This is a genomic window from Vibrio jasicida 090810c (genome assembly GCF_002887615.1).
GTDB classification, from domain to species: domain Bacteria; phylum Pseudomonadota; class Gammaproteobacteria; order Enterobacterales; family Vibrionaceae; genus Vibrio; species Vibrio jasicida.
The window spans coordinates 2,550,598-2,565,552 of the sequence record NZ_CP025792.1 but is presented as its reverse complement, the minus strand read 5'-3'; the positions used below and the strand labels follow the sequence as shown (position 1 = coordinate 2,565,552).

Here is a 14,955-nt window from a genome sequence, read left to right as displayed (position 1 = left end):
AGCATAATGCAATTAAAGGTCAGAGATCGACTTTTCCCGCCAATAGCCCTACTATTCACCGCGAGATATATGACGAAGAAACGCGCGCTGCGCAAAGTGAACTAAAGCCCTATGATTACCTTTTCAGATATTCAGTTACTGCGTGGCGGTAAACCTCTTTTAGACCAAGCTTCTGCAACCATTCACCCTGGCGACAAAGTGGGTCTGGTTGGTAAAAACGGTTGCGGTAAATCGACTCTATTCGCACTCCTGAAAGACGAATTGTCGATTGACGCTGGCTCATTCAGTCAACCGCAACATTGGGAATTGGCATGGGTAGCGCAGGAAACTCCCGCACTAGACCGCAGCGCAATTGAATACGTCATTGATGGTGATCGAGAGTTTCGCGGTCTTGAGCAACAACTGATGATTGCCGAAGAAAAAGACAACGGTACGTTGGTTGCAGAGATCCACGGAAAAATTGAAACCATTGGTGGTTACAGTATTCGCGCGCGTGCTGCCGAACTGCTTGACGGTCTGGGCTTTAGCCAAGAACAAATGAGCTGGAATCTGACTCAGTTCTCAGGTGGCTGGCGTATGCGCCTCAACTTGGCTCAAGCGCTATTGTGTCGTTCAGACCTACTGTTACTTGACGAACCAACCAACCACTTGGACTTAGATGCAGTAATGTGGCTGGAACGTTGGTTACAAAACTATCCAGGCACATTGGTTCTTATCTCGCACGACCGTGACTTTTTAGATCCAATTGTTGGTCGTATTATTCACATCGAAAACCAGCAGCTAAACGAATACACAGGCAACTACTCGTCGTTTGAAAATCAGCGCGCGCAAAAAATGGTGTTGCAACAAGCCATGTTCGAGAAGCAACAGAAACAGATGTCGCACATGCAAAGCTACATCGACCGCTTCCGTTACAAAGCATCTAAAGCCCGCCAAGCACAAAGCCGCATCAAGGCTCTAGAACGTATGGAAAAAGTGCTGCCAGCACAGTTCGATAACCCGTTTAACTTTCAATTCCGCGAGCCAGCGGCTTTGCCAAACCCAATCATGATGATGGATGAGGTATCGGCAGGTTACGGTGACAACCTGATCTTAGAAAAGATCCGCTTGAATCTGGTCCCAGGCAGTCGTATTGGTCTACTTGGTCGTAACGGCGCAGGTAAATCAACCTTGATCAAACTGTTGTCTGGTGAGCTAAAAGCGCAAGGCGGCGATCTCACATACTCACAAGGCGTGAAGATCGGTTACTTCGCACAGCACCAACTAGAAACACTGCACCCAGAAGAAACACCACTACAACACATGATGCAGATTGCACCAGACCAAACTGAACAACAACTGCGTGATTACTTAGGTAGCTTTGGCTTCCAAGGTGATAAAGCACTAGAAAAAGTCGCACCGTTCTCTGGAGGTGAAAAAGCGCGTTTAGTATTGGCATTAGTTGTGTGGCAAAAACCCAACCTATTGCTACTCGATGAACCAACCAACCACCTAGATTTGGACATGCGCCAAGCATTGACCATGGCACTGCAAACCTTTGAAGGTGCGATGGTCATTGTTTCGCACGACCGTTACTTGCTGCGCGCAACAACGGACGACTTGTATCTGGTACATGACCGCCAAGTCGCACCATTTGATGGTGACCTCAATGACTACTACAAGTGGCTAACAGAGCAACAAAGAGCCGAGCGTAAAGAAGCACAAGCGGCACAACCAGAGAAAGACAACAACAACAGCGCTGCGGCAAAAAAAGAGCAGAAGCGACGTGACGCAGAATTTCGTAAACAGACAGCGCCAATTCGCAAAACCCTGACACAGTTAGAAAATAAAATGGATAAGTTAGGCGAAGCATTAGCATCAGCAGAAGAGCAATTATCGGATAACTCTCTGTATGAAGCAGAAAACAAGGCTAAACTTAATGAAGTATTGGCACTTCAAGCGTCGAGTAAATCTGAGCTTGAAGACGTAGAGATGGAATGGATGTCTGCTCAAGAAACGTTAGAGCAGATGGAGCTAGAGTTCAATCAATGACAAAAGAGCACGCAGAATACACTCTCACCCTAGAACACCTTTGGCAGTTCAGTCTGCAATTTTATGGTGTGCGAGAAGTGAAGGAAGCGTGCTTGTCGTTGCAAAATAACTATCACGGCAATGTGAATCTACTACTGCTGCTCAGATGGCTCGATGAGCAGCAAGTTATTTTCCAAGAACAAGACTGGCATTTAGTCCAAGGTTGCCTTGGTCGAAGCGAAACCCTTCTGCACTCCTACCGTGAGTTACGTCGCCATCTAAAATCGCAAGTCAACGATGCCCTTTATCGCGAAGCACTACAGTTCGAACTGCAGTTAGAAAAACAGCAACAATCCGACCTCGTTGACTGCGTCAACTCATTAAAATTAGTCAGTAACGATGGCGATCCATTAACGCTAAGATATTGTCGGCAGCTCGGTGGTGAGCACCTTCAACAAGCGTTTTCCCTTCCAGTTCCAAAAATTCAGCATCCATAAATCAGTCATAAACCAGTAAAATATCTATACTAAAGCTATAAAGGATTATATTAATAAGTTCTTCAGCGAACATTGAAGGACCATATAAGAGCAGTTAGGTATGACACAATTTTTCGCAGCCGCCGGGATTAAGAACCCGCACCTTCAGACGCTATTACCGCGCTTTATTCGCAAGAAAGCGCTGTTTACGCCTATTTGGCAAACACTCGATACACCGGATGGTGACTTCCTCGATTTGGCGTGGTCCCAGCAGCCAGATTCCGAAGCTGCACGCAACAAACCAATCTTCGTCCTCTTTCATGGCTTGGAAGGCTGCTTCTACAGCCCGTATGCGAACGGTTTGATGAACGCCTTCTCTAAATCGGGTTGGCTTTCAGTGATGATGCACTTTCGTGGTTGCAGTGGTAAGCCAAACAAGAAAGCCCGCGCCTATCATTCTGGCGAAGTAACGGATGCTCGTTTCTTTCTTGAGCAGCTCAATCAGCAGTTCCCCAACAATCCAAAAATCGCAGTAGGGATCTCCCTCGGCGGTAACATGCTGGCGAACTATTTAGCTAAGTACAAAGGTGACCCGATCTTGAGTGCCGCGACGATTGTCTCTGCACCGCTTGATTTAGCGGCATGTGCCAATCGTATTGAGCAAGGCTTCTCGAAGGTCTATCGACGTTACTTACTCTCTTCACTAAAGCGTAATGCACTGCAAAAGCATGACTTAATCCAAGGCGAACTCGCACTGTCGTATAACTCGATCAAACGTGTGACTCGCTTGTATGAGTTCGACGACTTGATCACAGCCCCTCTGCATGGCTTTAAAGACGCACAAGATTATTACGATCAATGTTCTGGCTTAAGCAAACTGCAACAGATCACTCTACCGACGCTGATAATCCACGCAAAAGACGATCCGTTTATGACGGAAGAAGTGATCCCGAAATTTGTGTTGCCAGATAACATCGATTACCGACTTTATGAGCATGGGGGGCATGTGGGTTTTCTTACGGGAACCGCTCTCAAACCAAAGTTTTGGTTAGAAGAAGCCCTACCTGCTTATTACGAAAGTATCGCTGCGGAGTACCTTTCTGCTGTATCCGTGCCACGAACACAGTAAACTACTTAGGCGCGCCAGACTCCAACCCAAGGCGCGCTTAAACATCATAAAAGTTTGAGGTATTTATGGTCATCCCTTGGCAAGACATCGCGCCAGAAACGCTGGAAAATTTGATTCGTGAATTCGTACTACGTGAAGGCACCGACTATGGCTCGGTCGAAGTTTCACTGCAAAGTAAAATCGATCAGGTCAAATACCAATTAGAAAAAGGTGAAGCAATCATCGTCTTTTCTGAGCTACATGAAACAGTAGATATTCAATTAAAAGCAAAGTTTTAGACCCTTCACATTTTACCGTATCCCACTCGATGACAAGGGCTTGTTACGTGCTATAGTGGGTTATCGACCGTGCAGCATACGCATGCTGCACTTTACAGGTAAGTAATTTTCGACAAGGTTTGTCATGTCAGCTAAACATCCAATCATTGCGGTTACTGGTTCATCCGGTGCCGGTACCACCACCACATCTGAAGCCTTCCGCAAGATGTTCAATATGATGAACGTCAAACCTGCATGGGTCGAAGGCGATAGCTTTCACCGTTTTACTCGTCCAGAAATGGACGTCGAAATCCGTAAAGCCCGCGAGCAAGGCAAACACATCAGTTACTTTGGTCCACAAGCCAATGACTTTCCGGGGTTAGAAGAGTTCTTTCGTCAGTTTGGTGAAGATGGCACTGGCAGCGTGCGCCGTTATCTGCACACCTTTGATGAAGCGGTCCCATATAACCAAATGCCGGGCACCTTTACACCTTGGCAAGATCTGCCAGAAAACAGTGATGTCTTGTTCTACGAAGGCTTGCATGGTGGCGTGGTGGATGGCGATGTCAATGTGGCACGTCACGTCGACTTTCTAATTGGCATGGTGCCAATCGTCAACTTAGAATGGATTCAAAAGTTCGTTCGTGACACGCGCGATCGTGGCCACTCAAGAGAAGCGGTCATGGATTCGATCGTGCGCTCAATGGATGACTACCTAAACTACATCACCCCGCAGTTCTCTCGAACGCACATCAACTTTCAGCGTGTCCCAACGGTGGATACATCCAACCCACTCAATGCCAAAGGCATACCAAGTTTAGATGAGAGTTTTGTTGTCATACGCCTTCGCGGCATAAAGAATGTCGACTTTCCTTATTTACTGGCAATGATTGATGGCTCATTCATGTCTCGCCACAATACTATTGTGGTACCGGGCGGTAAGATGAGCTTTGCAATGGAGCTCATAGTAAGGCCGATTCTGCAGCAACTTATCGAAACAGGGAAAATTGGCTAAAAACCTTGCCATCGTAGTGTTTACTTTTCATACCGTGATCATGTGCACAGTTTTGCTTACAAAATCTCAATGATGGCACGATTAAAATCAAGAAATCGTTTTCGAAAAAGGATACTATTTCTAACCGAAACACAAGAGAGCTTGCAGCATATAAAAAGTGCTCTTATTCTAGTAGGCCAATTCAGGCTTAGCTAAAATATGGATAGCGCAAGCGTACCCTGCAGAGGAAGTGAGATATTATGGTTCTAGGTAAACCTCAAACCGACCCAACATTAGAGTGGTTTCTTTCACACTGTCATATTCATAAGTACCCATCAAAAAGCACGCTAATTCACGCGGGCGAAAAAGCAGAGACTTTGTACTACATCGTTAAAGGCTCTGTTGCGGTTCTTATCAAAGACGAAGAAGGTAAGGAAATGATCCTTTCTTACCTAAACCAGGGCGACTTCATTGGTGAACTTGGTCTATTCGAAGAAGACCAAGAGCGTACAGCTTGGGTTCGCGCTAAATCTCCTTGTGAAGTGGCTGAGATTTCTTTCAAGAAATTCCGTCAACTTATCCAAGTTAACCCAGACATCCTAATGCGTCTTTCTGCGCAGATGGCTCGTCGTCTACAAGTTACTAGCCAAAAAGTGGGTGACCTAGCGTTCCTAGACGTAACTGGTCGTATCGCTCAGACTCTTCTGAACCTTGCTAAACAGCCAGATGCGATGACGCACCCAGACGGCATGCAAATCAAGATCACTCGTCAAGAAATCGGTCAAATCGTTGGCTGTTCTCGTGAGACAGTAGGTCGTATCTTGAAGATGCTAGAAGAGCAGAACCTAATTTCTGCGCACGGTAAAACTATCGTTGTTTACGGGACTCGTTAATCTCGATTAACGTTTAAAAAATTTAAAAGCCACCAAATGCAAGTTTGGTGGCTTTTTTGTTTTTTGGGAATCGGGAACGGAAAACAAAGAGCCGAGAATTGGGAACACTGCATTCCGAGATCGGACTTCATCCTCCGAGATATAGCCCTCTCAGATTCCGAGAGTTAAAACCTCCCGCAGCGAAGCATTCCGGCATCTAGAGGGCGTAGCCCGTTCTCGCCTCTTCTTTAACCGTTGGTGCTTTCGAAGATCTTATCTGCCGATGCAGCCACAAATCCTGGGTACAACTCACCGTTATCCATTGGATAGCGCTTAGCAAACTCGTAGAAGCCTCCAGGAATCACCTCAACACCTTCAGTAAAGGTCACTGGCACTTTGTCTGCCATGGTCGATGATTGCTCTAGTAACACCTCCGGCGTGCCTTTTACTTCACCGCCATTCTCGTTGATGGTGAACCCTACTTTACGTAGGTGGTCGTTCACTTGCTTTACTTCTTCATGCTGGTTGAGTTGATTCACACTCACTGTGAAGTGGTTTGCTCCGTAACCGTGCGCGGCAAGCCAAGAACCGTATTCACTCTCTTTCGCCAAGGTTTGGAAGTCAGCGTAACTGAGGTTCCACAAACGTCCGCCGTATAAGAAATCACTGCCGGTCAGTTTAGAAGCATCAACCTGCTCTACCAATTTATGAACAATGGCCTGTAGCTCCGGTGAGCACTCATCCACTTTCAATTCACTGATGAAGACTTTTGGTTGTTTTGGATCTGGGTGCTCAAAATGTTTTGCTACCAGCTTTTTGCTTTCAAATACGTAGTCACCACAGGCTTTGTAGCCCACCGCCAAGAATGGCTTCGCTAACGTTTCAATGCCTAGGGGATCGACATTAAACGTACGTAGAGCAATATGGTCATTAATCAGAGGCTCATCTTCTTGAAGAAGTTGATGGACTTTAGCAGCGGAAGGACAAAGACGTTTAATGTAGTCTTGCCATAGCGATTCAAATAACACATCGGGCGTCATAACGACTCCTTGTTATGCAATGTAGAGTTAGGGGTAAGAGAAGTTGACCGCTCGTTCACAGCCCGGAGGCTGTCCAGAATCACGAACGAGCGGTCATCAACCTGTGACGGTATGTGTGGCATAAGTGCCAGTCAGTCAACACGCACTGGAGAGTCTTAAGCTCGCCTTTGGCGTTTGCCAGCGCGCTTACCAGAATCCTAACTTGGTAAATAGCTCCGGCAGAGAGAAGCGGCGATACTTTGTCACCGCTTCGTTTTTCTCTATTACAGGTTTACACCCGGACTCAATGTGGCAGGCAAGACCGTCTCTTGTCCTTCCATTGATGCCATTGGATACGCACAGTAGTCTGCTGCGTAGTAAGCACTTGGACGTAGGTTGCCCGACGCACCCGGACCACCAAATGGTGCGTCACCACTTGCGCCCGTTAGCTGGCGGTTGCGGTTCACGATGCCGGCACGAATGTGGTCCACGAAGTATTCCCACTCTTGGTCGTCGGTTGAAACCAGACCCGCAGAAAGGCCAAAGCGTGTATCGTTAGCTAGTTCTACCGCTTTCTCTAGCCCTTCGTAGCGCACAACTTGCAGAAGTGGACCGAAGTACTCTTCATCTGGCAGTTCAGCAATGTTCGTCACATCAATAATTCCTGGAGAAACAAATGCCGCTTCGCCTGCTTTCGCTTCAATCAAGCTTTCTCCACCAAGTGCTTGTAGGTTTGCTTGTGCATCCAGAATGAATTTAGCTGCCGCGACCGAAATCTGTGGTCCCATAAATGGCGCAGGTTCTGCAAATGGTTGGCCGACTCTAATATTGAGTGTCGCTTCCACCAGCTTAGTAATGACGGCATCACCCTTGTCGCCAAATGGAATGTAAAGACGACGTGCACAAGTACAGCGCTGACCTGCACTGATAAAAGCCGATTGGATGATGGTATAAACCGTCGCATCTAGGTCGCCGTAGTTATCCGAGATAACCATCGGGTTATTGCCACCCATTTCAAGCGCCAGCATTTTGCCCGGCTGACCAGCAAACTGACGATGCAGAACATGACCTGTGTTTGCACTACCGGTGAATAGCACTCCATCAATGCCTTTCGCATCCGCAAGCGCAATGCCAGTTTCTTTCGCGCCTTGGACTAGGTTAATCACGCCTTTTGGTAGACCGACCTCCTCCCACAGCTTCATAGCGAGTTCACCCGTCCATGGCGTTTGCTCAGACGGTTTAAAGACAACGGTGTTACCAGCCAGTAGTGCTGGCACGATGTGACCGTTTGGCAAGTGACCTGGGAAGTTATAAGGACCGAATACCGCCATCACACCCAGTGGGCGGTGGCGCAATACAATTTGGTTGCCTGCGGCTTCACGTGCAGCTTCACCCGTACGGTCGTGGTAAGCACGGATGGAAATCGCAATTTTACCTGCCATTGCTGCCGCTTCGGTGCGTGTTTCCCAAATCGGCTTACCGGTTTCTTTGGCAATCACTTCGGCGATTTTTTCGCTGTGCTCTTTTACTTTTTCAGCAAAAGCCAACACGATCGCTTCTCGCTCTGCAAATGGGCGCTTCTTCCAGTCAACAAACGCTTCACGTGCCGCCGAAACCGCTTGGTTCACTTGTTCTGCCGTTGCACCGTTGCCTTGCCATATCACTTCTTGGTTGTACGGCGACAGAGACGTAAATCCTTCACCCTGACCTTGTACCCATTCACCTGCAATCCAATGTGTCATTGTTTCTATCCTTAAATTCTGTCGTCAGTTACTGCGGAAGAAGGCGAACAAAATCCCCTTCCTCAACCAAAAGCGCATCAGCAAGTTCAGGAGCCAATACAACGCTTTGCGTTTCAGCGTCGTAAGCCGCTTTTGCAGCTGCAGCACGGAAGTTCTCGAATGATGAGTTACACATCAAGAAGTCTTGAGTACTGGTATGCTCAGAGATTTTGACTTGGGCACGGAACGAGTGACGTACCGATTCGATATTGCGTAGATCACACTCCACCGTTGGGCCACCATCGAAGATGTCGACGTAACCACGGTTAGTAAAACCTTCGCGTTCAAGCAGCTTCAGAGCAGGACGCGTGTTATCGTGCACCTTACCTATTACGGCTTGTGCTTCTGGGCTTAGCAAGTTGATGTAGATTGGCAATTTCGGCATCAAATCAGCGATAAAACCTTTCTTACCGATACCGGTTAGATAATCCGCAAGCGTGAAATCGATAGAGAAGAAATGCTCTTGAAGCCATTGCCAGAATGGTGAGTTGCCCTGATCATCAGAAACACCACGCATTTCAGCAAAGATAGTTTCCGAGAAGCGTTCTGGGTGCTCTGCCATCATTAAGAAACGACACTTAGACATCAGACGCCCGTTCAAGCCACCACGGAATTTCTCGCGTAGGAACAAGGTACAGATTTCGCTGTTACCCGTGTAGTTGTTACCAAACGTCAGCAGCTTAACCACGTTGTTTACGCCAAGCTTTGGTGACGAGTGCACCACTTTACTGATGTGGTAAGAATAAAAAGGCACATCCCAGCCGATTGAAGCTTCAATACCTGTGGTACCTGCGACTTCACCAGTTTCAGATTCAAAGCCCACCATTAGGTAGCCTTCATCACCGGCTTCGTTCACGTCAGGTTTGCCAAAACTGTACTCTGAATGTTTAATTCGATTGGTTAACAGTTCTTCGTTAACCGGTAGAGATGTAAACCCATGACCAGACTCAACCGCACAGGTGTGCAGCGCGTCATAATCCGACATTGCGATAGGGCGAACTACTAGCATCAATACTCCCTCCAGATGCAAGAAGATCCTAACTATATTGTAGGAACAATACCCCCATCAGAGATCCTTGATGGGGGTTTCTAGGTTGACGATAAATGGGGACCGCGCTTAGACCAGTGTTGCGATCGCTTTATCTAGCTTCGCTAAACCTTCTTCGATTTCTTGTTGTGTGATAACGAGTGATGGTGTGAAACGTACGACATTGGCACCCGCAACCAATACCATGAGACCTTGTTTACCCGCAGCAACCAGTACGTCACGCGCACGACCTTGCCACTCTTCGTTCAGTGCAGCACCAAGCAGTAGACCTTTACCGCGCACTTCAGAGAAGATGTTGTATTTCGCGTTGATCTTATCTAGACCCTCACGGAACATCGCTTCACGCTCTAGTACACCAGCCAGTACTTCTGGTTTAGTCACTTCATTAACGACCGCTTCGGCAACGGCACATGCTAGCGGGTTACCGCCGTAAGTCGAACCGTGCGTACCGACTTTCATGTGTTCAGACAGTTTCTCTGTCGTCAGCATGGCACCGATAGGGAAACCACCGCCTAATGATTTCGCAGTGCTTAGGATGTCTGGCGTAATGCCTAGACCTTGGTATGCGTAGAAGTGACCAGTACGACCGTTACCTGTTTGAACTTCATCGAAGATCAGTAGTGCGTTGTGCTTGTCACACAGCTCGCGAACCGCTTGAGCGAATTCAGGTGTTGGTGGAATGATGCCGCCCTCACCTTGTAGAGGCTCCATCATCACCGCACAAGTGCGATCAGACATATGTGCTTGCAGCGCTTCGATATCATTGTAAGGGAGGTGCGTTACGTCGCCTGGTTTAGGACCGAAACCGTCAGAGTAAGCCGCTTGGCCGCCTACCGTTACGGTGAAGAAAGTACGACCGTGGAAACCTTGTTTGAATGCGATGATTTCAGATTTCTCAGTGCCATGAACGTCTGCTGCATAACGGCGCGCCAGCTTCAGTGCTGCTTCGTTCGCTTCTGCGCCAGAGTTAGCAAAGAACACGCGCTCGGCAAAGCTCACTTCTGTTAGCTTCTTCGCCAGTCGAAGTGCAGGCTCGTTAGTCATAACATTACTTAGATGCCAAAGCTTGTTACCTTGCTCAGTCAATGCGTTCACCATAACTGGGTGACAATGACCAAGACAGCTCACCGCAATACCACCAGCAAAGTCGATGTATTCATTTCCGTTCTGATCCCAAATACGTGAACCTTCACCTTTTACAGGAATCATTTCCATCGGGTTATAGCAAGGTACCATTACCTCATCGAATAAACCGCGCTCTACTTTGTTTTCCGTTGTCATTGCACATTCCTTCTTGATACCGCATGCCTAGCAGATAAGCGAATTTAACCAGCACTCTTTGCCAGCAAATAATGTTTTGCATTTAAGCTAATACGGCATTGTATTTACATTTGATTAACCATTTCAATAGTGATTTATTCTTTTCGTATGCGAGCGTAACACCTCATACTCACTATCTATGATTATTTATGCACCAAGAAACGCAAATAGAGAAGCGATTTTTTATAAAAACCATGCATGACAAGGTTCAGAAAGAAATGAGAAAAATGAATAGTCCCTACCTAATTGGCAGAACGCATAGTTTTGCATTCCCCTTCTCAGGCACAAAATATGAAGAATTTGTTAAGAAAAGTGATCGCGATCAGATCGTTTTACGCGCAAGAAAGTTTGCGAGTAGTTCGTGGCCTTGTTCTGTCTTAATTGACTCTGGATGAAACTGTACTGCATCAATTGGCAGGGTTTTATGCTGATAACCCATGATTTCATCCATGGTTCCGTCAGGCAACTCAGTCCACGCAGTCAATTCAAACACCTTTGGTAACGTACCGTTTTTCACCACAAGAGAGTGGTAGCGGGTTACCGTGAGCGGGTTATTGAGGTTTTTAAACACACTGCGACCATTGTGACGAATTGGGGATGTCTTACCGTGCATTACTTGTCGAGCACGTACCACTTCCCCTCCAAACACCTGTGCAATCGCCTGATGACCAAGGCAAACGCCCAAGATAGGTAACTTACCAGCAAAGTGCTCAATGGCTTGTAGAGAGATACCTGCTTCGTTAGGGGTACATGGCCCAGGAGAGATCACCAAATGAGTTGGGTTGAGTGCCTCAATGCCTTGGATGTCGATCTCATCGTTACGCACCACCTTTACGTCTGCACCAAGTTCGCAGAAGTATTGGTAAAGGTTGTAGGTAAAAGAGTCGTAGTTATCGATGATCAACAACATAAAGGGTCGGTTGCTCCAATCCGTTTTGGCAATGCTTACGTGGTGATCGCCACGTTCGTGACAATCAAGGGCGGTATTTTGCTATACCAAGCAAGAAAGGCAAGTTTTTGCTGAATAAAAAGGCCAGCATAGGCTGGCCTTTGGTCTTTACAGCTATTTAGGAACTGTTTGTCAGGAAATAAATTCGCTTAGCGGCGACGGCGGAATAAGCCTAGACCTAGCAGCGCAATTAGCGCGCCAAAGCCAAATGAACCACCATCATCATCGTCTGATGGGTTAGTGCTCGACGGCTCTAACGTAACATCGCGAGAATCACTGAACTTAACGGTGTTGCCCGTCGAATCTGTCACTTTCTCTTCTAGTACGTACTGGCCTTCTGTTGGAGCTTTGTCGAATTCCACACTGACACTGCGAGCATCAATGTCCGCTTGTGTCAAAGTTGCACTCGCTTCGTAGCCATCAGCATCAGAGGTTGACGACGCCGCTTGAGTTGTTTCCACTAGGCTTACCGTCACGATATCACCAACAACTGCGTTTGGTGGCAGACGAACTTCCACCGCTAGGTTTTCACCTGAGCTTGGTAGATCGATGTCTGTATCCGGGAAATCAATCGCGATGATCACTGGATCGTGGTCAGATGCCGAGAACGCATCTTTGTACTTCGGCATATCACCGGTGTACTTGCTGCTGTATTCGAACAAGTTACTTTCTAGTGAGTTAATGTGCCAATCTTCAATCGCCACCACTTTTTGTGCCAAGCTGTTGCTCGCCAACGCGTGGTCTAGGTTACCTAGCTCACCAGAGTAGGTGTATGAGAAGGTGTCTGCGCCGTGAAGTACCGTGTTCAGGTTATGGTAACCGTAACCTTTTTCAATTTTGGTCTTCTCTACTTGAAGCTCACCACCACCAATGGTTGTGTAAGCAGCAGTGTAAATGTCACGGCCGTATTTCTCTTTCGAGTAATCAGTCAATGTAAGCAGAGGATCTTCCATGCCATACGCGTTTAGGTCCCCCATTACTAGCACGTCACCTTCAATGCCTTTCAGAGCGTCACCCACAACGTTGGCTGCAGAAACACGGAAGTTGTTACAGTTGCCTTGCAGATCCGCCGGCTCAGAGTCTTCTACACCCGCAATCCATTCTTCAATACATTCAGAGCCTTTCGATTTGAAGTGGTTAACCACAACGGATAGATCTTTACCGGTCTCTTTCACTGTAAAGGTTTGTAGCAGGCTATGACGCTGGTATTTGTCGTAAGCCGGGTTGCCTTCCGCATCGTCACCACGCGTAATGGTGTTTTCTTCGATGTGCTGCTCTGGTGTCACAATCACTTTCGCAACTTCTTTTGGCGTCACTTCGTTTGCACGGTATAGGATCGCCACCATGATCGCATCACTACCAAAGTATTCGTCTTGGTATTTGTCTTGATCCGCGATTTCAACGTAAGTGTAATGATCTTCTGTGTCTTCGATTTCAGCATTCAATGCATCCACCAAGTTCTTCACCGCACTGCTGTCACCAAAGCCGTTGTTTTCGACTTCCATTAAGCCAATGATGTCAGCGTCCATCTTATTCATCGCCGCAACGATTTTCGCTTGTTGGATCAGGAACTCATCGAGGTTTTCTGCCCCACGGTTTTGTCCGGTTGGGTTTTCATGACCGCTGTCAGCCACAGAGTTGAAGTAGTTCAGTACGTTAAAGCTCGCGATACGCAAATCTGAATCCGCAATCGCTGGCGCATCTTTACGAGCCACGTCGAAGTCTTCACCTGAAGCCACGAAGTTGGTGTTATCGACTTCATTGGTCGCAATCAAGCGGTATTCGTTGTAACTGTAAGCCACCACGCCCTGCAGACCTTCTACTCGCGAACCAAGACGAATGTGCTGCTCAGAAGAGCCATCTTGATCTGCATCTTTCGCAAAGTCAGGGTAGTAAGGAATTTGGCCGTTTGGTGCTTTGCCATCTGATTCTAGGTATACGCGGTTCGCTGCGTTGTCTTTTGCTAGCTCAACAGCTGCATCACTCTCTGCTGCGTGCAATTGAGTCGGCTTAAACAATGGCGCTTCATGAGACAGCATCATATTGTTACGACGAGAGTCGTAGTCGTAAGAGAAGTTACGAGTCACAAACAACTCGCTTGCTGATTTCAGTTCAACTTGCATGCCTTCATGACGCTCTAGCGCATCACGTAGTGTCTCACCTTCTTTGATAACAAGATCGGTAACTCGAGGAATATCCGATGTGCCCGTTTTCACATAACTGTTAGCATCAGAAGCTAGCTGAGTATTGCTGTAATACTCTTGAACTTTACCTTTCACACAAACAACATCGCCTGATTTTAGATTGGTATCCGCGGCATCGGTATGAATGAACAAGCCTTCTGAAGTCTTGTCGTTGTTGTCGCTTTCTAACGCTTGCAGGTAGAAACCTTTGGTTAGGCCAGTGGTAACAGCAGTCACGACACCAGTTACGAAATGATCTTCGTCAGTAATGTATGGATAACCATCAATAAATGGTGACGAATCGCCTTCACCTTGAATATCTTGAATGGTGGTGAAGTTAGGTTGCTGACCGTCTACTTCACAAGCGAATGGTGCTGGTGGCTCCGTCGCATTTAGCTCACCAAGACCGTCAATGTTGTCTTTCTCAAATGCCGTCCACTGAGATGCATCATAAGTAGCAGAAGGGGTTAGTGCATCACTGTTACGAACCAATGTTATATCTTTACCAAAATCTACGTCACCCATCACACCGATGATGTCATGCACTTCGCCATCTTTAAGCAGTGCGATCGGGTCGTCACCGTTAAAGTTCGCAACGCTTTTATCTGTGATATCCGTGACAGCTTTGATGGCATCGCTCGCGTCACCATGAGCCAGTACATACACTTGGTTAGCTTGTAACGTCACTTGGCTAAGGTCGAGTGTGCTCCCCCAAGTACCGCCACCGTTTGATGATTTCGCTAGCTCGTAACCGGTTAGCGTTACCGCTGCATCGCCCGTGTTCGCGATTTCTACGGCTTTGTTGTATGAGCCACCTTCAACATATTGGGAAAGGATAATTTCTGCGTTAGCATTGGCACTAAGCGCGCTGGCAATCGTCAGTGCAAGTAAAGAGGGTTTGATTAACGTATCCATTG

At 47.2% G+C, this 14,955-nt stretch carries 12 protein-coding genes; 6 read left to right on the top strand and 6 right to left on the bottom strand.

Features of this window, described 5'->3' with window-relative positions:
* Positions 1-111: 111 nt before the first annotated feature.
* From C1S73_RS12235 to crp, 6 genes are all read left to right on the top strand, one after another.
* Positions 112-2,031 (top strand): ABC transporter ATP-binding protein, encoded by a 1,920-nt coding sequence (locus C1S73_RS12235; protein WP_038871983.1) that lies wholly within the window; start codon positions 112-114, stop codon positions 2,029-2,031.
* Positions 2,028-2,507, top strand: a complete 480-nt coding sequence (locus C1S73_RS12230) for a TIGR02444 family protein (protein WP_038871985.1) — start codon at positions 2,028-2,030, stop codon at positions 2,505-2,507. The genes C1S73_RS12235 and C1S73_RS12230 overlap by 4 nt, the downstream gene beginning before the upstream one ends.
* Positions 2,508-2,607: 100 nt before the next feature.
* Positions 2,608-3,615 carry a hydrolase gene (locus C1S73_RS12225; protein WP_038871988.1) on the top strand — a complete coding sequence of 336 codons (1,008 nt, stop codon included), beginning with the start codon at positions 2,608-2,610 and terminating at the stop codon, positions 3,613-3,615.
* Between the two features lie 65 nt (positions 3,616-3,680).
* A complete protein-coding gene (locus C1S73_RS12220) occupies positions 3,681-3,893 on the top strand; it encodes a YheU family protein (RefSeq protein ID WP_038871991.1) in 213 nt (70 codons plus the stop codon).
* A 124-nt stretch (positions 3,894-4,017) separates the two neighbouring features.
* Positions 4,018-4,887, top strand: a complete 870-nt coding sequence (locus tag C1S73_RS12215) for a phosphoribulokinase (protein WP_005432770.1) — start codon at positions 4,018-4,020, stop codon at positions 4,885-4,887.
* A 239-nt stretch (positions 4,888-5,126) separates the two neighbouring features.
* Positions 5,127-5,759: a cAMP-activated global transcriptional regulator CRP gene (gene crp / locus C1S73_RS12210; RefSeq protein WP_005381432.1), complete on the top strand. Its 633-nt coding sequence runs from the start codon at positions 5,127-5,129 to the stop codon at positions 5,757-5,759.
* Between the two features lie 227 nt (positions 5,760-5,986).
* Here crp and C1S73_RS12205 read toward each other — a convergent pair whose 3' ends face one another.
* From C1S73_RS12205 to C1S73_RS12180, 6 genes are all read right to left on the bottom strand, one after another.
* Positions 5,987-6,778, bottom strand: coding sequence for a DUF1338 domain-containing protein (locus C1S73_RS12205; RefSeq protein WP_038871994.1), 792 nt, complete (start codon positions 6,776-6,778; stop codon positions 5,987-5,989).
* Between the two features lie 263 nt (positions 6,779-7,041).
* Positions 7,042-8,499 (bottom strand): succinylglutamate-semialdehyde dehydrogenase, encoded by a 1,458-nt coding sequence (gene astD / locus C1S73_RS12200; protein WP_038871996.1) that lies wholly within the window; start codon positions 8,497-8,499, stop codon positions 7,042-7,044.
* A gap of 28 nt (positions 8,500-8,527) precedes the next feature.
* The gene (gene astA / locus C1S73_RS12195; protein WP_038871998.1) at positions 8,528-9,547 is read right to left on the bottom strand and encodes an arginine N-succinyltransferase; all 1,020 of its coding nucleotides are present in this window, start codon (positions 9,545-9,547) and stop codon (positions 8,528-8,530) included.
* 108 nt (positions 9,548-9,655) lie between these two features.
* Positions 9,656-10,867 (bottom strand): aspartate aminotransferase family protein, encoded by a 1,212-nt coding sequence (locus C1S73_RS12190; protein WP_038872001.1) that lies wholly within the window; start codon positions 10,865-10,867, stop codon positions 9,656-9,658.
* 361 nt (positions 10,868-11,228) lie between these two features.
* A complete protein-coding gene (locus tag C1S73_RS12185) occupies positions 11,229-11,816 on the bottom strand; it encodes an aminodeoxychorismate/anthranilate synthase component II (protein WP_038872003.1) in 588 nt (195 codons plus the stop codon).
* A 188-nt stretch (positions 11,817-12,004) separates the two neighbouring features.
* Positions 12,005-14,953, bottom strand: a complete 2,949-nt coding sequence (locus C1S73_RS12180; protein WP_038872005.1) for an ExeM/NucH family extracellular endonuclease — start codon at positions 14,951-14,953, stop codon at positions 12,005-12,007.
* Positions 14,954-14,955 lie beyond the last annotated feature (2 nt).